Annotated in this window: 27 protein-coding genes and 2 pseudogenes; 27 read left to right on the forward strand and 2 right to left on the reverse strand. The window is 51.4% G+C overall.

Annotated features, from left to right (window positions below; genetic code table 11):
* Positions 1-92: 92 nt before the first annotated feature.
* Together GHC22_RS09775 and GHC22_RS09780 are read right to left on the reverse strand one after the other, a co-directional pair.
* The gene (locus GHC22_RS09775; protein ID WP_086523735.1) at positions 93-1,244 is read right to left on the reverse strand and encodes a type I restriction endonuclease; all 1,152 of its coding nucleotides are present in this window, start codon (positions 1,242-1,244) and stop codon (positions 93-95) included.
* Positions 1,245-1,265: 21 nt separating this feature from the next.
* Positions 1,266-1,967, reverse strand: coding sequence for a helix-turn-helix transcriptional regulator (locus GHC22_RS09780; RefSeq protein WP_162873151.1), 702 nt, complete (start codon positions 1,965-1,967; stop codon positions 1,266-1,268).
* A gap of 109 nt (positions 1,968-2,076) precedes the next feature.
* On the opposite strand from GHC22_RS09780, the gene GHC22_RS09785 reads away from it, so the two are divergent.
* From GHC22_RS09785 to GHC22_RS09915, 27 genes and pseudogenes are all read left to right on the forward strand, one after another.
* Positions 2,077-2,295 carry a helix-turn-helix domain-containing protein gene (locus tag GHC22_RS09785; RefSeq protein ID WP_086523734.1) on the forward strand — a complete coding sequence of 73 codons (219 nt, stop codon included), beginning with the start codon at positions 2,077-2,079 and terminating at the stop codon, positions 2,293-2,295.
* Between the two features lie 29 nt (positions 2,296-2,324).
* Positions 2,325-2,864: a toxin YdaT domain-containing protein gene (locus GHC22_RS09790; RefSeq protein ID WP_153752815.1), complete on the forward strand. Its 540-nt coding sequence runs from the start codon at positions 2,325-2,327 to the stop codon at positions 2,862-2,864.
* Positions 2,861-3,139: a ClpX C4-type zinc finger protein gene (locus tag GHC22_RS09795; RefSeq protein ID WP_228553243.1), complete on the forward strand. Its 279-nt coding sequence runs from the start codon at positions 2,861-2,863 to the stop codon at positions 3,137-3,139. Before GHC22_RS09790 ends, GHC22_RS09795 begins: the two co-directional genes overlap by 4 nt.
* A gap of 16 nt (positions 3,140-3,155) precedes the next feature.
* On the forward strand, positions 3,156-4,046 hold the full coding sequence (locus GHC22_RS09800; protein ID WP_194841963.1) for a hypothetical protein: 891 nt from the start codon (positions 3,156-3,158) through the stop codon (positions 4,044-4,046).
* A gap of 2 nt (positions 4,047-4,048) precedes the next feature.
* Positions 4,049-4,798, forward strand: coding sequence for an ATP-binding protein (locus GHC22_RS09805; RefSeq protein WP_153752817.1), 750 nt, complete (start codon positions 4,049-4,051; stop codon positions 4,796-4,798).
* Between the two features lie 18 nt (positions 4,799-4,816).
* Positions 4,817-5,128: a hypothetical protein gene (locus GHC22_RS09810; protein ID WP_153752819.1), complete on the forward strand. Its 312-nt coding sequence runs from the start codon at positions 4,817-4,819 to the stop codon at positions 5,126-5,128.
* 86 nt (positions 5,129-5,214) lie between these two features.
* A pseudogene (locus GHC22_RS09815) lies at positions 5,215-5,523 on the forward strand (ead/Ea22-like family protein); the annotation flags it as partial.
* Between the two features lie 10 nt (positions 5,524-5,533).
* Entirely contained in the window at positions 5,534-6,046 is a 513-nt protein-coding gene (locus GHC22_RS09820) for a hypothetical protein (RefSeq protein WP_153753972.1), read from the forward strand.
* Positions 6,043-6,711 (forward strand): hypothetical protein, encoded by a 669-nt coding sequence (locus tag GHC22_RS24655; protein ID WP_228553247.1) that lies wholly within the window; start codon positions 6,043-6,045, stop codon positions 6,709-6,711. The genes GHC22_RS09820 and GHC22_RS24655 overlap by 4 nt, the downstream gene beginning before the upstream one ends.
* Before the next feature lie 228 nt (positions 6,712-6,939).
* Positions 6,940-7,197, forward strand: a complete 258-nt coding sequence (locus tag GHC22_RS09830; RefSeq protein WP_153752820.1) for a hypothetical protein — start codon at positions 6,940-6,942, stop codon at positions 7,195-7,197.
* A gap of 68 nt (positions 7,198-7,265) precedes the next feature.
* Positions 7,266-7,487, forward strand: a pseudogene (locus tag GHC22_RS09835) (DNA cytosine methyltransferase); the annotation flags it as partial.
* A gap of 130 nt (positions 7,488-7,617) precedes the next feature.
* Positions 7,618-7,818 carry a hypothetical protein gene (locus GHC22_RS09840; RefSeq protein ID WP_153752821.1) on the forward strand — a complete coding sequence of 67 codons (201 nt, stop codon included), beginning with the start codon at positions 7,618-7,620 and terminating at the stop codon, positions 7,816-7,818.
* A gap of 98 nt (positions 7,819-7,916) precedes the next feature.
* Complete coding sequence (locus GHC22_RS09845) at positions 7,917-8,519, forward strand: DUF1367 family protein (RefSeq protein WP_153752822.1); 603 nt, start codon at positions 7,917-7,919, stop codon at positions 8,517-8,519.
* Entirely contained in the window at positions 8,519-8,725 is a 207-nt protein-coding gene (locus GHC22_RS09850; protein WP_153752823.1) for a hypothetical protein, read from the forward strand. The genes GHC22_RS09845 and GHC22_RS09850 overlap by 1 nt, the downstream gene beginning before the upstream one ends.
* 2 nt (positions 8,726-8,727) lie before the next feature.
* Positions 8,728-9,336, forward strand: coding sequence for a recombination protein NinG (locus GHC22_RS09855; RefSeq protein ID WP_103848778.1), 609 nt, complete (start codon positions 8,728-8,730; stop codon positions 9,334-9,336).
* Positions 9,333-9,473, forward strand: coding sequence for a YlcG family protein (locus GHC22_RS09860; RefSeq protein ID WP_001568781.1), 141 nt, complete (start codon positions 9,333-9,335; stop codon positions 9,471-9,473). Before GHC22_RS09855 ends, GHC22_RS09860 begins: the two co-directional genes overlap by 4 nt.
* Positions 9,470-10,300, forward strand: coding sequence for an antitermination protein (locus tag GHC22_RS09865; RefSeq protein WP_057064561.1), 831 nt, complete (start codon positions 9,470-9,472; stop codon positions 10,298-10,300). The genes GHC22_RS09860 and GHC22_RS09865 overlap by 4 nt, the downstream gene beginning before the upstream one ends.
* A 502-nt stretch (positions 10,301-10,802) precedes the next feature.
* The gene (locus tag GHC22_RS09870; protein ID WP_001568784.1) at positions 10,803-11,081 is read left to right on the forward strand and encodes a phage holin; all 279 of its coding nucleotides are present in this window, start codon (positions 10,803-10,805) and stop codon (positions 11,079-11,081) included.
* Complete coding sequence (locus tag GHC22_RS09875; RefSeq protein ID WP_153752824.1) at positions 11,053-11,556, forward strand: lysozyme; 504 nt, start codon at positions 11,053-11,055, stop codon at positions 11,554-11,556. Before GHC22_RS09870 ends, GHC22_RS09875 begins: the two co-directional genes overlap by 29 nt.
* 88 nt (positions 11,557-11,644) lie before the next feature.
* Positions 11,645-12,187, forward strand: a complete 543-nt coding sequence (locus GHC22_RS09880; protein WP_153752825.1) for a hypothetical protein — start codon at positions 11,645-11,647, stop codon at positions 12,185-12,187.
* A 124-nt stretch (positions 12,188-12,311) separates the two neighbouring features.
* Positions 12,312-12,485: a hypothetical protein gene (locus tag GHC22_RS09885; protein WP_153752826.1), complete on the forward strand. Its 174-nt coding sequence runs from the start codon at positions 12,312-12,314 to the stop codon at positions 12,483-12,485.
* Positions 12,486-12,499: 14 nt separating this feature from the next.
* Positions 12,500-13,228, forward strand: a complete 729-nt coding sequence (locus GHC22_RS09890) for a Fur-regulated protein (protein WP_103284338.1) — start codon at positions 12,500-12,502, stop codon at positions 13,226-13,228.
* Between the two features lie 250 nt (positions 13,229-13,478).
* Complete coding sequence (locus GHC22_RS09895; protein ID WP_127791704.1) at positions 13,479-14,024, forward strand: terminase small subunit; 546 nt, start codon at positions 13,479-13,481, stop codon at positions 14,022-14,024.
* Complete coding sequence (locus tag GHC22_RS09900) at positions 13,999-15,921, forward strand: phage terminase large subunit family protein (protein WP_153752828.1); 1,923 nt, start codon at positions 13,999-14,001, stop codon at positions 15,919-15,921. The genes GHC22_RS09895 and GHC22_RS09900 overlap by 26 nt, the downstream gene beginning before the upstream one ends.
* The gene (locus GHC22_RS09905) at positions 15,921-16,127 is read left to right on the forward strand and encodes a phage head-tail joining protein (RefSeq protein WP_153752830.1); all 207 of its coding nucleotides are present in this window, start codon (positions 15,921-15,923) and stop codon (positions 16,125-16,127) included. Before GHC22_RS09900 ends, GHC22_RS09905 begins: the two co-directional genes overlap by 1 nt.
* Entirely contained in the window at positions 16,124-17,716 is a 1,593-nt protein-coding gene (locus tag GHC22_RS09910) for a phage portal protein (RefSeq protein ID WP_003826190.1), read from the forward strand. The genes GHC22_RS09905 and GHC22_RS09910 overlap by 4 nt, the downstream gene beginning before the upstream one ends.
* A complete protein-coding gene (locus GHC22_RS09915; RefSeq protein ID WP_048231659.1) occupies positions 17,697-19,034 on the forward strand; it encodes a S49 family peptidase in 1,338 nt (445 codons plus the stop codon). The genes GHC22_RS09910 and GHC22_RS09915 overlap by 20 nt, the downstream gene beginning before the upstream one ends.
* Positions 19,035-19,042: the final 8 nt, after the last annotated feature.

Below are 19,042 nucleotides of genomic sequence, written 5' to 3' on the forward strand. Positions count from 1 at the left end.
TTAATTTTATGAAAATGGGGGATGGATAGCAGAAGTGGATTTGTTACTTTAGGATGAAGAAGGTGAAACCGGCCATCAGGCCGGTTGAGTTCTTACTTCTTGCGGAAATTTTCGTCGTTTTTCACGTACTCAAATGAATCAAGAACTAATCCAGATATCCTCAAAATATCTTCTGGATTATCCATGTAAATTCTTGAGGTATCACAGGTTAACCCTGCCCTAGAGATTTCATTAATTGTTATGTCATTCAACTCTATAGGCAACTGGATAGATGATTTCGACTTTTTATCATAGTAGCGAACTATCCAGCGGTTCGTTTTACCCTGGAATAGAACACCGAAGTATGATGCAGTATCTTTGTATTGAATGTCGTGCTCCGCTCCAATGATTGATACGATTTTATCAAAGAGCTGCCTTTCGTTATAAGTCGTAACGATATTAGGATTATCGGGATCTACAATATCCGCTTGTACGTCAGACTTTTCTTGTTCGTTATCGTCATGAACTTCGTCGTGAGGGGATTCTGTTGAGTTTTTTCCTGATAGTCCAGAAACTACCATGGCGCTTACTGATAATTCTACTGCCTGTTTTACTAATGGAGTTATTGACTCAAGAAATCGTTGGTTCAGTTGCCTTTCTACATTCGATCTGCTTGCTACATACCTAACAAATTCCTGGTCAACTTCTCGAAGGCTTGAACTTATTGTTTTAGTAAAAGCTGAAAGGTATACACTTTCTTCTGCGAGAGTTCTTAATGCTTCAGGTTTGAACTTGTCATGTCTAAATCTAAAAAGTTGCTCAGCATCAGCATCTGTAACCTCATCCATTCTTATTTTCAAGAATGGAGTGGGGTCCATAATATTTTTCTCTTTTAGATCAGTAAAAAAACGCCACTCAACGCCATTGGTTATGGCCGATATTGTCACCTCTGGGGTTGAGTTAAAATATCTTGATAACTGTGGGCAGTGATTATCAATTTTTTCTTTATAGGCTTTGGCTTCAATGAACATGACTGGAATCCCTTGGCAAAACAGGGCATAGTCCACCCGCTCATTAGCCTTCACCCCAGGAAAGTCTGCACCATATTCAGCTTTTACTTTTTGTGGATCGTATGGACTAAAACCGAGAATGTCCAAAAATGGTAAAATTAGTGCCTGTTTTGTTGTTTCTTCAGTAGTGCAATGAAGTCCAACGTTTTTAACATGCTCACTATGAAGCTTTAACCTGTTTTTAAATGCATCCATTTGGGGTGTCCCATATCTGTGTTAATAGTCTAAAACTGACCACCAAAAAACTCTGCCTATAATTTCTATATCTCCTAGATTTTTATCCTCAGATGGATACTCAGCACTGTTGTAACTGCGAATGCTGATCATCTCGGGTCCTGTGCGATAAAGCAGTTTAATTCTTTTCCATCCATCTTCGTTGATGGCATACATTTTCCCATCAACGATTTTTTTATCTTTTGTATTTACAGCGACCGTAGTGCCATCAGGAATATTGGGTTCCATACTATTTCCCCTGGCGGGGAAACATAGAACACCTGAACCGTCGGTGTTAGCTCCCACCTTGCGCAGAGTAGCTTTCGAAAACCTCAGTTTAAAACCGTTGTAATCCTCGTCTGAAACCCTGCCGTCACCACAAGCAAACTCTATATCTCTCAAAAAAGGGATCTCCACCTCATCTTCAGGAAGCGGTGTGTTTTTGTCCCATGAGTCAATTTTTCCCCAATCTTTCTCTGAGGGGATGTTGTCTTCATGACGCATCGGCCCGCTTCCAGCGCTTAGCCATTCTGGTCTGACGCTTAGCGCACGCGAAAGCTCAACCATTTTACGGCTTCCATTTGTCTTTCCTGATGTCATTTTTTGAATCGCCGGTTGTGAGAGTCCGACACGTTCAGCTAACTGCCCTTGGGACAGGCCTGCAGCGGTCATGGCGGCGATTAATCGTTCTGCGAAGGTTTTCATATCGTCAATTTATAACCGTGGTTATAGAAAGTAAAATAACAAATGTTATAGACTGGATTCATAACTTGAGTTATCTTTTGGTCGTTAGCTACCATTTAAGGAATGAATCATGAATTTAGTTATATGCAGGGCACTGAAAATCGTGGGGAGTCAGCAAAGGCTTGCTGACGCCTGCGGAGTTTCTCAACCAGCTGTTTGTAAGTGGTTGAATGGTGGTGCCGTATCTCCGAAGCACGTCATGTCTATCGTCAAGGCTACAAATGGAGAGGTCAAAGCCCATGAAATCAGACCTGACCTATCCGATTTATTCCCTCATTCAGCCGCCTGACTAGCGGCATAACCATAAAAGGACTGCAAATGCCATCACTTACGTTTTACCAGGATACAGGATCGCCGCAGCAGGTAATGATAAATCGCGCTCAAGCGCGCAGGGGGCCGAGCCATGAAGATATTCGTGACGCGGTTCGCTCCTGGGCTGGCGCTGATGGTCAGGGCGTAGTTACGGCTCTGATCATCGAAGAGTACAAGGCGCAGGGCGGTGATGACATCACTTTTCCTGACGATCTCTGCCGAAAACGCCAGAAGCTGTTCCGCTTCCTGGACAACCATTTCAATAGCGAACGGTACCGCGAGAACGTTCGCCAGCTGACTCCGGCAATCCTCGCAGTTCTGCCGATTGAGTTCCGCAACCGCCTTCTGCCAGAAGATAACATCATGGCTCGCCTGGCGCGTATGGAGAAGGAAACCAGCGAAGCGAAGATTGCTGTCGCGATGAATGCGCCGCGCCATCAGAAACTGAAAGAGCTGAGCGAGGGGATCGTGGAGATGTACCGCGTTGACCCTGGCTTAACCGGGCCGCTGATGGAGATGGTGCAGATGATGCTGGGGGTTGTATGACTGGTTCAAAAATGGCGAAAGCCGCGGTGCTCGAACACCAACGGCCTTCAGGTGCAAAAACGGAAAGTGATTGCGAGGTAAGTATGTCAGCAACCAGTACCAAGGTAAATATCCAGCCAACCCATAAATGCTCTTTTTGCGGAAAGACGAATGTCGAAATTGCTGGCGTTCTCGTCGTTGGGGATGGCGTCTCAATCTGTCAGGAATGCGTTTTTTTGTGCGTCGAGATCGTCTTTAAGCACTCCGCCAGAACTGACGAACCGACAGCAATTTAAGCATTCAGGGGTTTTTATGCGTGATTACGGCAAGGTGCATACATCTTTTTGGATAAGCGATGGAATGCGTCGGGTTTCTGATGATGCCCGTTTGCTCGCGCTGTATCTGCTCACGGGGCAACACACGAACATGATTGGTTGTTTTCGACTGCCTGATGGATACGTTTCGGAGGACCTCAACTGGACCCCTGAAAGGGTTGCGAAAGGGTTTGATGAGCTATCTATGAACGGTTTTGCAACGCGTGATTTTGCCTCGAAATGGGTCCTTATTCGGAACTTCATGAGCTGGAACCCAGTTGAGAACCCTAATCAGGGTATAGCGGCTATGCGTTTGTTTTCTCAAGTGCCGGATAAATCTTCGGTGAAGCCAGAACTGGCGCGGGTTATGGCTGATGCGATAGCTCACATTGGTGGCTCGAAGCTAAAGGGTTCAGAAAGGGTTCTTGAACCGTTCCTTAACCAGGAACAGGAACAGGAACAGGAACAGGAACAGGAAGAAGAAAACATTTTGGGGCATGGCTCCGCCACACCCCCAGAGAGTGATGATTCTTCCGATGATGAGGCGCCACCAAAAAAAAATGCCTATCCGGATGACTTCGAGCAGGCTTGGTCGATTTATCCAAAACGCGCAGGGGGAAATAACAAGGCCGACGCCTGCAAAGCCTGGAACGCCAGAGTTAACTCAGGAGCTACAGCTCAGGAGTTGCTCAACGGTACACAGCGGTATGCCGACTTCGTGAAAGCTACGGGGAAACTTAACACCGAGTACGTGAAACAGGCCGCAACGTTCTTTGGCCCCTCTAAGCACTACGAGGAAGCCTGGGAAGTGACTGCGTCGTCAGGAATGCGGGATCTGAATACGATTTCCCGACCAGATAACACCATTCCACCAGGGTTCAGGGGGTAGCGATGAAAAACATGATTGGTACTGGCAGCGCTCTTGAGCGCCTGAAGAAACTCATTCCACCGGGCGTTCAACCGAAGTTCACCAATGCCGCAGAACTTCTGGCGTGGCAGCGGGAAGAAGGTCTGAAACGTTGCGAGGAACTGGACAAGCTGAACCAGAAAGCACGTACCGAGAAAATCTTCGGTCGCTCTGGTATCCAGAGCCTGCATCGCAGCTGCACGTTCGCCAACTACGAAGTATCCGGCGAGCAACAGCGCAAGGCCTACACCATGGCGAAAAGCTACGCACAGAATTTCGGCGCCGGGTTTGCGAGTTTTGTGTTCAGTGGCGGTCCTGGTACCGGGAAAAACCATCTTGCGGCAGCGATCGGAAATCATCTCCTGTCCGGTGGCAAATCTGTGTTGGTGGTGACAATCCCTGACCTGATGCTGCGCGTTCGCGAGTGCTACGACGGTGGCCAGTCAGAGGCTTCACTTCTGGATGACCTCTGCAAAGTCGATCTGCTGGTGCTGGATGAGGTCGGTATTCAGCGCGGAAGCAGCGGTGAGAAAGTCATCTTGAATCAGGTTATCGACCGTCGCCTGTCGTCGATGCGTCCGGTTGGCGTTCTGACGAATCTGAACCATGACGAACTTCTCGGCGCGTTAGGTGTGCGAGTTATCGATCGCCTCCAGATGGATGGCGGGATGTGGGTGAACTTTGACTGGGGCAGCTACCGCAAGAACGTTAGCCATCTCCGGATCGTTAAATAACCGCGAGGGAAAATCACTATGGCAAGCAAATCACTGTGGGCAATCGTAGATTTCCTTCGGGTTAACCAGACCATCACGCCTCGTCAGGTTCAGAGCCTGCTGGGATGTGACAGTAAGAAATCGCACAACCTGCTGCTTCACCTGGTACGCAGAGCGGTAGTAATCCGCACTGGCGAGCCGCATCGCCCGGTCTATTCACTTCAGCCCGGCGGGGAGCTGAACATCAAGCAGCTCAAATCGAACATGAGCAAAAACATGATCACATCAGTTTGCCGCACAAGTCCGGCTATGCAGCGTGTACTGGCGTTTTACGGGAGAGCATCAGCATGAAACCAACATACGAACAACTTGAGCAGCAGGTGCTCGAACAAGCAGTACAGCTCGCTAACGCCGAGAGCAAGTGTAGGGATCTGGCGGCGGAGAGTGCATACATCCGCAACCGGCACAAAGAACTGGACCTGTTAATTGGGAAAAACATTCTGGTCATGCAGGCTGCAATTATCGAATGGCAGGCAACTGGCGACGCTAAGAATGGGCTGGCATGGATTTATAACACGCTGTTTGGACCTGGCGAATTGCCTGACGAATCTGAGATAGATGCTCAGGCCTACTTTGACCGCAAATATGCACCGATTGACGAAGAGCTTATGGCGCTTCACAAGTGGTTTTGGGAACAAAGTGAAGCCGAACGTGCCGCCGCTGGCATTGGCGTGAAGGGGGAGTGAGATGGACTTAATACCATTAACGCACGACGAACTCTGTCAAATTGCGTGGCGATTTCTTCAGAATAACGGCTTCAAAGTAGCGTTTCATGATCGGTTTCGTGCATGGACACCATATGGGGAGCAGGCTGATGCAATCGGTTTTCGCAACGGCGCTAGTTGTCTGATTGAGGCTAAATGCTCTCGCTCTGACCTGTTAGCTGACCGTAAGAAGCCTTTCCGAATCGAACCCGAGAAGGGCATGGGAGATTGGCGATTCATGATTAGCGAGCCGGGAATTGTGAATGTTGAAGACCTTCCGTCAGACTGGGGCTTACTTCACGTTATTAAAGGTCGGGTTAAGAAAGTGCACGGATGGCCTGGTAACGGGCTTTGGGTTAATCGGGATAGCAAACCATTTCAGGCTAACAAGCAGGCCGAATGCGATTACATGTTTAGCGCTCTACGTCGCATGGATTTACGTGGGCATCTTAAAGAGGTTTACGACGGCGTAATTGTTAACAAGACAGAAGGAACCGCAGCATGACAACTAACCACCCGGCGCACAGTCCTGTATCACTCGATCGCCTGCACCAGATACGCGAAATACTCAGCAAAGCAGCAGCACAAAGCGACGGAGGTAATCTCGGCTACGCAATGGCTGATGCTGTGAAGGTGATTGATGGGGTGATATCGACGTTTGGTGCCGAACCTGTAAGTAATAGCGAAGAGTTACCGCTGGACTATCTGCAAGGACACAAAGACGGTCTGGAGTGGGCTGCACAACTGGCAGAGGCTAATCATCCGCAAACAGGTGACTGGTTGTACGATGACCCAATCGAGCTTGCCAGAGCGATCCGCAAAGGTCCAGATATGCCGCCAGTGCAGACAGCATCGGTAGTTGACGCTGATGATAATTTCTATTCATGGTTCGGCAGGGAATGGCATGAGCATTATCAGCATAACCAATACACCACCGCAGCTAAGCAAACTCTCGGCGTGATGGCTGAATCTGCGTGGAAGGCCGGACGCAGCTCCTCCATGCTTCAGGCTGGCAACTCTCCGGAAATTCCGGATGGTTACGTACTGGTGCCGGTTGAGCCGACAATGGCGATGTTGGACGAGTTCGATTCAATTATCGACCACGGTGCAGAAGACTCAAAAGATGCGTGGAGTAGACTGATTGCGGCAGCACCGCAGCAGGAGGAGTGAGGTGAGTACTTATCTTTTTTTCGGTTTCCTTGTTGTTTGCACTCTGTTTTGTATGGTGATGCTGTGGCGGGTGGTCAAGGTGGCAAAGTGGCGATTCAAGGCCCTCGAAATGAGTGCTGATGATTATCGGGCACTACCTGAATTTAATAAGATGTTGTGGATGATTTGGATATGGAGGCTAGAACGCTTCCCGAGATGTAATAAGCGGGCATGGCGGGAGACGAAGTGATGGATCAGCTACTGCAATATGCCACGAACCGGATAATTGAGCTGGAAAACCTGCTGCTGGTGAATGTTGAGGAAACTGTCTGGCCTGCCGAAGTAGGAATGGTATATAGCCAGATTGAAAGTGCCGGGGATCTTCCGGCATATCACCAGCGCCGCCTGAAGCATCACATCAACCGCATGTGGCTGGAACAAATGCCGGTACCGTCAATAATCGCTGCGGCCCGGTCACTGGCCATCGCTATGGAGAAATACGCGTGAGAGAAATCATCGTTGATAACTTTGCCGGCGGCGGCGGGGCGAGTACGGGAATTGAGCTGGCAATCGGTCGCAGCGTTGATATCGGCATGCGCATGCTGCAGCCGCACGAGTTATATCACGCGCAGGGCTTCCCTGAGTGGTACATCATCGACCAGGACTATCGGGGCAAAAAGTACGCGAAGGATAAGCAGGTTGCGCGATGTGGTAACGCCGTACCACCGCCGTTTGCTGAAGCGCTGGTGCGTGCTAATTTGCCGGAGTTGTGTTTCAGAACAGAGCAGGCTGCATAACCTGCCATACAAGCGATATGGGAATTCCCATATCGACAATATAACCCGCTACGGCGGGTTTTTCACTCTCTATTGTATGTGCTATTTTTTATGCAATAAGAGCGATTAATGGGACGCATCAGGGGAGTTCATGGATTCAGCGAACGACGAAGAAAAGCGCATAGAATTTGAAAAATTCATCATTGAAAGGTTTGGTGACGCGGTTGATCTCCGCCGGGAAAAAAATGGCGATGACGGATATATATCATGGGAGGCGGCCGTAGCCTGGACCGTCTGGCTGGAGCACCCATCGCATCATAAAACCATTTCTACAGGGATTGAGCCAGCCTGACACGGAGTTTTTCTTGCATTGATTTTCCATTATCAACTGTACATAATATCAGTGTCAGCCTGAACAACTGACAACTTGATGCGCCACGGAGAGAAACCATGGCGCACGAATTACATCTAATAAAGCATCAATCAGGAATCCTGATCCCCGCGACGCCGGAGACCAGCGATGTTCTGCAATCAAAAATCAAACTCGGTGCCGTGCTGGTAGCCGAATTTCGCCAGGTGAGGAATCCCGCATTCCATCGCCGTTTCTTTGCGCTCCTGAATCTCGGGTTTGAATACTGGGAACCCACTGGCGGGGCGATCTCTTCCAACGAACGAAAATTGGTGACCGGGTACGCTAAATTCCTCGCTTCGTTCGGGGGAAGTGAGTCCGCTCTTTTGGATGCTGCCGAGCAGTATCTGGAGCAGGTAGCCAGTCGCCGAATTACCAATGGGATCAGCCTGTGTAAATCCTTTGACGCGTACCGTGCCTGGGTAATTGTCGAGTCTGGTCACTATGACGCTATTCAGCTTCCTGACGGCACCCTTCGCAAACACCCCCGCAGCATTGCCTTCGCCAATATGGATGAAACCGAGTTCCAGCAGCTGTACAAAGCCGCGCTCGATGTTCTGTGGCGCTGGGTATTGTCCCGGGCATTCAAGGACCAGCGCGAAGCGGAAAACGCCGCATCGCAGCTCATGAGCTTTGCGGGGTGATGGCTATGAAATATTCCTGGTTTCACCATCACGAATACACCACCGAGCAGGCCGACGAGCTGGTGGCAAGTTACCGCCGCCGTGGCGCCAGGGTAGAACGCAGCCTTAATCGCGACAACATAACCTGGACCGTCAGCGTTCAGCTGCCGGAAAGCGAGAAAGAGCCGCGCCCGAGTAAGGTCTGGCAAAACAGGGCGTGGGGTTGAGCATGGCTAAGCTACCGCGCCGTAAGTGCGCCAACAAAGAATGCCGCCAGTGGTTCCACCCTGTTCGCGATACGCAGACTGTCTGCGGTTATGAGTGCGCCAGCGCGGTTGGAAAAGAGCAGACCAGAAAGGTCAGGGAGGCGGCACAACGCAAGGAGTCTGCCAAAAAGCGCGCCACTGAGAAAAAAGAGCGAGCCGCCTGGCGCCAGCGTAAAGCTGCGGTTAAGCCACTGAAGCACTGGGAAGATTTAACGCAGCGTGTAGTCAATGACTATATTCGCGAGCGTGACCATTATTTGCCATGCATCAGTTGCGGGACGTTCGAAACCGTCCAGTGGGAAGCAGGTCACTACCGCTCACGCGGTAAGGCATCACATCTTCGCTATCACGAAGACAATATCAGTAAACAGTGCCACCACTGTAACGTGCAGTTGTCGGGCAATCAGCAGCAGTACCGCCTTGGCCTTATCGAGAAAATTGGGCCTGAGCGCGTCGAGGCACTCGAAAACAATAACGTCCCACACCGATACACCATCGAAGAACTCGAAACCATTAGGAAGCACTACAGCGCGCTTCGCCGTGGATTAATTAAGAGCAGGGAGGCTGCATGACATTTGAATCCTATTTTGCCGATCACCTCCGCGTTCGTTGGCAACGATTGCGCTTATATCACTTTCCCGGCTCTGTGCTGACGGACTACCGAATACTGAAGAATTACGTGAAAACTTATGCTGGAGAAGCGCTATGAACCTTGAAAACACAGTGAAATACCACTTCGCAAAATCCACGCTGATTAGCGATTCTCCGCGCGCTACCGCCTCCGATTCACTGACCGGTACCGACATCATGGCGGCAATAGGCATGACTCAGGAACGCGCTGCTATGGGGTACAGTGCTTTCCTCGGCAAGATGGGCATAAGCAATAACGACCGGGATCGGGCTATCGGACTGCTGGCTGAGTACGCGATGACCAAATGTGACAAGGTTGCCGCGCTGCGTAAGTTGGATTTCGGGGTTAAGCCTCAGGTGATGCACCAGTTGGCCACCTTCGCATTTGAGGATTATTCCCGCAGCGCAGCCAGTGTAAAACGGTGCGATTGCTGCAACGGTGAGGGCTTTATTGATGCTGAGGTATTCAGTATGAAAACCAATACGCCGGCACATGCAAAAGAAATCATTAAGGCATCAAAAGCGTTTGGTTTGAAGGTGATACCTTCGCAGCACCAAAACAGGCGTGAGGTAAAAGAGATAACGCGCGTTCTCTGTCCTCAGTGCAAAGGGAAAAAAGCCATCAGTTGCGCATGTAGTGATTGCCGTGGCCGTGGGAAAGCGGTGAATCAGAAGGAAACGAAGCAGCAAGGCGTTCCAGTATTCAGCACCTGCAAGCGCTGTGGCGGTCGCGGATATGAGCGCATCCCGTCAACTGAGGCCCACGCAGCTGTTTGCCAGATTACGGATGTAATCAGCCTGGATACGTGGAAGAAGTCTGTTAAACCGTTCTATGATCAACTGATTACGAAATTCGATATTGAAGAGGCATGGGCAGAGAACCAACTGAAACAAATAACACGATAACGGCTATGGAAGTTAATTCCAGCATTTACTTTTCCCGAATCTGTGTTAATTTTATCCCAACGATGGGTTAATGCCTTCGTTTCAAGCCCCGCGGATAACACCGTGGGGCTTTTGCGTTTCTGGAGGGTAAGAAAATGCACGGGTAGAACGGACAGACCGCAGTCGAAAGGCAATGCAGCAGTCATGATGCTGCCCCGAGTCGCGTAATGGCGAGCCTGTGTAGTGATGGGTAAGGGTTCATAGATCAAAATAAGCTCCGGTAAAGCAGCGTGAATGCCAGATACGCACCGGTTATCAGCGGCGATGACGCGACAGCACCTCAAGGGCATGAGCGTGGCCACTCCGGGAAGTGGCAAAGAATTTATAGCCTCGCTTATGCGGGGCTTTTCTATTTCAGGCTCACGGGAATCATCCGCTACGTGCTTTGTTGATAAATCCAGCCCGTGAAGCCTGACCCTTTTCATACACACACAGCGCCATCCGAAGAATCGGAGGTGAGGCTATGACCAGAATGAGCACCATTTACAGCAGACTTTCATATGGAACAGGCACCACGCTGACCGGCTGCGGTGTATCAGCGAAGGCATATGCCGAAACAGCTAAAACAGCAAAAGAGGTGTCCTGGATGTTGGCCGACAGAATTGCAGGGTTAAGCCTGAGCGACTGGGCAATTATTGTCGGTATCGCATGCACTGTTATTACCTGTGCAGTGAACTGGTATTTCCGCTGGAAAGAACGGGAGGATCGTCGCAATGGCTATGCCACCAAAGCTGAAGAATAGCGTTATTGCAGCTATACCCGCTGGCGCTATTGCTATCGCTGCAGCGTTGATTACTGGCCCAACGGGTAATGATGGCCTTGAAGGTGTGCGCTATCAGCCTTATCGGGATGTTGTTGGGGTCTGGACTGTCTGCTGGGGCCATACTGGTAAAGATATTATTCTCGGCAAGACCTACACCAAAGCAGAGTGCCAGGCGCTGCTGGATAAAGACCTGAATATTGTCGCCCGTCAGATTAACCCATATATCAACGCTCCTATCCCCGAAACGATGAGGGGGGCGCTGTACTCATTTGTGTATAACGTTGGCGCGGGAAACTTCAAAGCCTCCACACTGCTACGAAAAATCAACCTGGGTGATTCGGAAGGCGCATGTGAACAACTGCGACGCTGGACATATGCCGGTGGTAAACAGTGGAAGGGTTTAATCACGAGGCGTGAGATTGAGCGTGAAGTGTGTATGTGGGGGCTGGAGTGAATGTGATTTGCTTCTTCATCGCCGCCCTGCTTGCCTTTCATGGCAATGATGCGTGGCCGTGGTTTCTGGCTGTTGGGGTGATTATGTCATGAGCCGTATAACCGCCATTATTGGCTCGGCGATTTTGTTGGTGGTCGTCGTAATCATTGCGGTGCTCAGTGTACTGCTGGTGCGCAGCAACGCCGCGCTGAACACATCCGAGAGTGACAACCGGGTACTTCGCAGCGACAACGCATTACAGGCGACGGTAATAACCACGCAGGCTTTCAACTTCAACCGGTTTAACCTGGTAGCGGAGAACGCCAGTCGCATGAACTCGCTGATAGATGCTGGTACCGAGAAAACTGTCATAGAATACCGGGAGATTCTCCAACGTGAAAAGACCTGTGATCTGCCTGTTCCTGCTGATGTCGCTGGTGGGCTGCTCAACTACGCGAACCGTTTACGTGCCAGCGCAATGCACACCGATTACGGGAACGCTAACGCAGCCGGTGATAGCGCCGCTGCCGCCAGCTCAATAACGTACTGCCAGGCTGTTCTTTGGATAAAGCCACTGCTGGCAGCTATTGAGAAGGCGAATAACCAGCTGGCGGGGATCCGAGAGATTGAGAAAACCAGAGCCTCGCAATAGCGGGGCTTTTTTATGCACATCGCACGCGCACATCAAAGAAAGTCTTTCAGCTGTGAGCCTGGGCAAACCGTAAACTTTCGGCGGCTTTGCCGTGCGACAGGCTCACGTCTAAAAGGAAATAGCTATGCAATTTGGCAAAAAATCAAAGTCAGGATTGAGGGTGTTTATTCGCAATGACGGAATGATCGTCAGCGATAAAAAGGGAAGAGCACGCATTGTTATCGGTGTGCTCGGTGATGATAAACATGCCTTACGCAGTGGTCGTCCTTCTACCTTCAAACAATTGGGCTGCGCTTAAAAAAGGATCTAATAATGGCTGAGAAAATTATTACGCTATCTGGCGCTGCTAATGAAGTGCTTTATGCGCTGTTTTTCCGTGGCGCGTTGTTGTCTGGTGATCTGCCTTCTAAATCTGGTACAGCCGAATTGCGCGAGCTGGGTTTTGCTGAAACCAGACACACAGCAACTGAATACCAGAAAGAAAATCACTTTACCTTTCTGACATCAGAAGGGCAGAAATTTGCCATTGAACACCTGGTCAATACGCGTTTTGGTAAGCAGCAATATTGCGCTTCGATGACGCTTGGCGTTGAGATTGATACCTCAGTTGCACAGAAGGCAATCGACGAGCTGGACCAGCGTATTCGTGACACTGTCTCCTTCGAACTTATTCGCAATGGAGTGCCATTCATCAAGGACGCCACTATCGCCAGTGGTGCTATCCATGCAGCGGCAATCGAAACACCTCAGCCGGTGACCAATATCTACAACATCAGCTTTGATATCATGCGTGATGAGCCAGCGCAGAACAAGGTAACCATCAGTACCGATAAGTTCGAAGTTAAACCTGGTATTGATGCCAACACTGAAGCGTTAATCGAAAACGCGCTGAAAAACGCTGCTGAATGTGCGGCGCGTGATGTCGCAAAGCAAGTGGCAGCAGACAAGAAAGCGATGGATGAACAGGCTTCCCATGTCCGCACGGCCATCATGATGGAATGTTTACCCGGTGGTGTTATCTGGCGGCAGTGCCGTCGATGATGATATGCAAATGATAATCAGTATCGTTTGCGGGTCCTTTCCGGCGATCCGGCCTGTTACGGGGCGGCGACCTCGCAGATTCTCGCTATTTATGAAAATTTTCAGGCATTTGCCGTTTCCGTTCTTCTTCTCGCTAATCCATTGTTTTAACTGCAAACACCCCCTGAAAAGAAAGGAAACGATAAGCCTTAAAAACGGCTAAATAGCCAGAGGGCGTTTCCTTTCTCTGTTTTTGTGTATGGAGTGAGCTATGGAGGTCAACAAAAAGCGTCTTTCTGAAATATTTGGGGTCAGCGTGCGAACCATTCAGAACTGGCAGGATCAGGGAATGCCTGTAGCACGTGGCGGCGGAAAAGGTAATGAGGTCCTCTATGAATCTTCCGCGGCTATCGAATGGTATTCCACACGCGACGCGGCGATTGAGAATGAGAAATTACGCAAGGAGGTGGAAGACCTTCGTCTTGCATCGGAATCCGATCTCCAGCCAGGTACGATTGACTATGAGCGTCACCGCCTTACCCGGGCGCAGGCAGACGCCCAGGAATTAAAAAATGCAAAAGATTCCGCTGAGGTGGTGGAAACCGCATTCTGCACGTTCGTGCTGTCGCGGATGGCCGGAGAAGTAGCCAGCATTCTTGATGGAGTTCCTCTGTCGGTTCAGCGGCGCTTCCCGGAGCTGGAAAACCGACATATTGATTTCCTGAAGAAGGACATCATTAAGGCCATGAACAAAGCAGCTGCGCTGGATGAAATAATACCGGGGTTGCTGAGTGAATATATCGAACAGTCAGGTTAAGGGGCTGCAGCACTCTGCGCGCGCAGGGCTACTTTCGCTGTACCGACCTGAGCCGCAAACGGCGGTTGAATGGGCAGACGATAATTACTATCTCCCCAAAGAGTCGGCCTACCAGGAAGGACGCTGGGAAACGTTGCCGTTTCAACGCGCGATCATGAATGCGATGGGTAACGATTACATACGTGAGGTCAACGTTGTTAAGTCTGCCCGTGTTGGCTATTCAAAAATGTTGCTGGGTGTTTATGCGTATTTTATTCAGCACAAGCAGCGAAATTCCCTTATCTGGCTGCCTACTGATGGTGACGCCGAAAACTTTATGAAGTCGCATGTTGAGCCGACGATTCGCGATATTCCGTCACTTCTGGCGCTGGCCCCCTGGTATGGAAAAAAGCACCGGGACAATACGCTCAGTATGAAACGCTTCTCCAACGGTCGCGGGTTCTGGTGTCTGGGTGGTAAAGCGGCGAAAAACTATCGTGAGAAATCGGTCGATGTCGCCGGTTACGATGAACTGGCGGCATTCGATGAAGATATTGAGAAAGAGGGATCCCCGACGTTCCTGGGTGATAAACGTATTGAGGGGTCTGTCTGGCCCAAATCTATTCGCGGCTCAACGCCAAAAACAAAGGGGACCTGCCAGATTGAGCGTGCTGCCAGCGAGTCCGGGCATTTCATGCGTTTTCATGTTTCCTGTCCGCACTGTGGTGAAGAGCAGTACCTGAAGTTCGGCGACAAAGAAACCCCGTTCGGGTTCAAATGGACAACTGGCGATCCCTCCAGCGTCTTTTACCTGTGTGAACATAATGCCTGCGTCATTAAGCAGCAGGAGCTGGATTTCAGTGAGGCTCGTTACATCTGCGACACCACCGGGATCTGGACGCGTGATGGTTTATCCTGGTTTTCATCAACAGGCACCGAAATCGACCCGCCTGACAGCGTGACGTTTCACATCTGGACGGCATACAGCCCGTTTACCACCTGGATACAGATCGTCAAAGACTGGCTAAAAACGAAAGGGGATACCGGAAAGCGTAAAACCTTCGTGAACACCACTCTGGGCGAAACATGGGAGCCTAAAATTGGTGAACGGCCTGATGCGGAGCTCATGGCCGAACGCAAAGAGTTCTTCGGCGCATCCGTACCGGAGCGTGTTGCTTATCTGACAGCCGGGATCGACTCCCAGTTGGATCGATATGAAATGCGCGTCTGGGGATGGGGACCCGGTGAGGAAAGCTGGCTGATTGACCGGCAGATCATTATGGGCCGTCATGATGATGAAGCGACCCTCGTCAGGGTGGACGAGGCGATTGACAAAACCTATCTCCGAAAGAATGGCGTGGAAATGTCGGTATCCCGTATCTGCTGGGATATCGGCGGTATTGACCCCTCCATTGTCTACAATCGCTCAAAAAAGCATGGCCTGTTTCGCGTGATCCCGATTAAAGGGGCTTCCGTTTACGGCAAGCCCGTCGCGAATATGCCGCGTAAACGCAACAAGAACGGCGTTTATCTTACGGAAGTGGGTACTGATACCGCAAAGGAGCAGATTTATAACCGCTTAACACTTCAGCCGGAAGGGAGTGATCCTCTTGCCGGTGCCGTGCATTTCCCCAATAACCCCGAAATTTACGATCTGGCTGAGGCACAGCAGCTTACTGCTGAGGAGCAGGTTGAAAAATGGGTGGACGGGCGTAAGAAAATCGTCTGGGACAGCAAAAAGCGACGAAATGAGGCGCTGGACTGCTTCGTGTATGCGCTGGCGGCCCTGCGGATCAGTATTTCGCGATGGCAACTGAATCTTGATTCACTGCTCGCGAGCCTGCTGGAGGAAGAGGGGGGGCGGACCAATAACAAAACCCTGGCTGATTATGCCCGGGCATTATCTGGAGATGAATAATGGCGACAAAGACTGATCTGGATGCCGCCCGTGCTGCGTTGCATGACCTCATGATGGGAAAACGGGTGGCAACGGTGCAAAAAGACGGCCGGCGGGTTGAGTTCACTGCGACTTCAGTCAGTGACCTGAAGAAATACATTGCCGAACTTGAGTCACAGGTTGGCACCACTCCACGACGCCGGGGACCGGCAGGATTTTACGCATGAAAACACCTGCTTTGTTAGGACCGGACGGTAAAACCGCTCTGCGGGATTATGCCGGATACCATGGCGGTGCTGGTGGCTTTGGCGGTCAGCTCCGCGCCTGGAACCCACCGAGTGAAAGCGCAGATGCTGCGTTATTGCCTAATTTTTCCCGTGGTAACGCGCGCGCTGACGACCTGGTCCGCAATAACGGCTATGCGGCAAACGCGGTACAGCTCCATCAGGATCACATTGTCGGGTCATTTTTCCGGCTCAGTTATCGCCCCAGCTGGCGTTTTCTGGGCATTGGAGAGGAAGAGGCCCGGGCGTTCTCCCGTGAAGTTGAGGCGGCCTGGAAAGAATTTGCGGAGGATGATTGCTGCTGCATTGATGCGGAACGTAAGCGTACATTCACCATGATGATCCGCGAGGGTGTTTCCATGCATGCGTTTAACGGTGAGTTATGTGCACAGGCCACCTGGGACAGTGATTCCACGCGTCTTTTCCGCACACAGTTCAAAATGGTGAGCCCAAAACGCATCAGCAACCCCAATAACGCCGGAGACACGCGAAACTGCCGGGCAGGTGTCAGAACAAATGACAGTGGCGCCGCGCTGGGATATTACGTCAGCGAGGATGGCTATCCGGGGTGGATGGCGCAGAAGTGGACCTACATCCCGCGTGAACTGCCCGGCGGACGGCCTTCCTTTATCCACGTGTTTGAACCCCTGGAAGATGGGCAGACACGCGGTGCCAACGTGTTTTACAGCGTCATGGAGCAAATGAAAATGCTCGATACGCTGCAGAATACGCAGCTCCAGAGCGCGATTGTCAAGGCGATGTATGCCGCCACGATTGAAAGTGAGCTGGATACGCAAACCGCGATGGACTTTATTCTCGGCTCAGACAGTAAAGAGCAGCAAAGCAAGATGACCGGCTGGCTGGGGGAGATGGCCTCGTACTATACCGCGGCGCCGGTTCGTCTCGGGGGCGCGAAGGTGCCGCATCTGATGCCGGGCGACTCCCTGAATCTTCAGTCAGCGCAGGACACTGACAACGGCTATTCGACGTTTGAACAATCTCTGCTGCGCTACATTGCTGCAGGGCTGGGGGTGTCGTATGAGCAACTCTCTCGCAACTATTCGCAGATGAGTTATTCCACCGCCCGCGCCAGTGCTAACGAGTCCTGGGCGTACTTTATGGGGCGTCGAAAATTTGTTGCCTCCCGCCAGGCCTGTCAGATGTTTTTATGCTGGCTGGAAGAGGCCATTGTTCGCCGCGTGGTGACATTACCGTCTAAAGCCCGGTTCAGTTTTCAGGAGGCGAGAAGCGCCTGGGGAAATGCTGACTGGATCGGCTCCGGGCGAATGGCCATTGACGGACTGAAGGAGGTGCAGGAGGCCGTCATGCTCATTGAGGCGGGGCTGAGCACCTATGAGAAGGAATGCGCCAAACGCGGGGAAGACTATCAGGAAATCTTTGCCCAGCAGGTTCGTGAAACGATGGAGCGCCGCGCTGCGGGACTTAAACCGCCAGCGTGGGCGGCTTCGGCCTTTGAGTCTGGACTGAAAAAATCGAATGAGGAGGGGACCGATGACGCCAGAGCTGCGTAATCTCCCGCACATTGCCAGTATGGCTTTCAATGAGCCGCTTTTACTTGAACCCGCCTATGCGCGGGTTTTCTTTTGCGCGCTCGCTGGTCAGTTAGGTATCACCCGTCTGACCGACACCGTGTCGGGCGTTACGCTTGGCGCAGAGCAGATGGCTGAACCGCTGGCACTCTTTGGTGATGATGAGGAAATGGGGCCAAAGCCGGCGCGAAGCTACCAGATCACTGATGGTATCGCGGTGCTGCCTGTTTCCGGGACGCTGGTCAGTAAAACCCGCTCACTCCAGCCGTATTCGGGGATGACGGGGTACAACGGCATCATCGCGCGCCTCCAGCAGGCCATAAGTGACCCGGGTGTAGACGGCATTCTTCTGGATATGGATACGCCAGGTGGAATGGTGGCGGGTGCTTTTGACTGTGCGGACATCATCGCCCGCATGCGGGATATCAAACCCATATGGGCGTTAGCCAACGATATGAACTGCAGCGCTGGCCAGCTGATTGCCAGTGCGGCATCGCGTCGGCTTGTGACGCAGACGGCCAGAACGGGATCCATCGGGGTCATGATGGCCCACAGCAATTACGGCGCCGCCCTTAAAACCAGCGGCGTTGAGGTCACGTTGATTTACAGCGGCGATCACAAGGTGGACGGGAACCCCTACGAGAAATTACCCAAAGAGGTACGTGCAGATTTTCAGGCGCGTATCGACGCTACCCGGCAGATGTTCGCTGAAAAGGTGGCGGGTTATACCGGCATGTCGGTTCAGGCCGTTCTTGATACTGAAGCAGCTGTGTTTTCAGGCCAGGAATCAGTAGACAACGGCCTGGCGGAGCAACTGGTCAACAACATGGATGCGCTGAACGTTATGCGCGATGCAATTAACAAACGAACGATGATTTCCCGAGGAGGAAGCATGAAAGGTACTACTGCATCCGCAGATACCACTCAACCAGCAGCATCTGCTGACCAGACTGTGACCACCGTTGACGTGCCTGCTGCGGTCGTTACTGACCCTGCAGCGGGTGCAACTGTTGATATCAGCAGCCAGCTGGCAGCGGCGGTCGCAGCCGAAAACGGTCGCATTATGGGGATCCTGAACTGTGAAGAGGCGAAAGGGCGTGAATCACAGGCGCGCGCGCTGGCGGAAACGCCAGGGATGACGGTGGAAAGTGCCCAGCGCATCCTTGCCGCGGCTCCTCAGAGTGCCCAGGCGCGTACGGATACCGCGCTGGATCGTCTGATGGAAACCGCACCCGGCACCGTAACGGCAGGTAGCGCTTCTGCCGAAGCGGGTGACGATTTGTTAAATACGCCTGTATAAGAGGTCAA

This window comes from Citrobacter sp. H12-3-2, assembly GCF_009649895.1.
Taxonomy (GTDB): domain Bacteria; phylum Pseudomonadota; class Gammaproteobacteria; order Enterobacterales; family Enterobacteriaceae; genus Citrobacter; species Citrobacter portucalensis.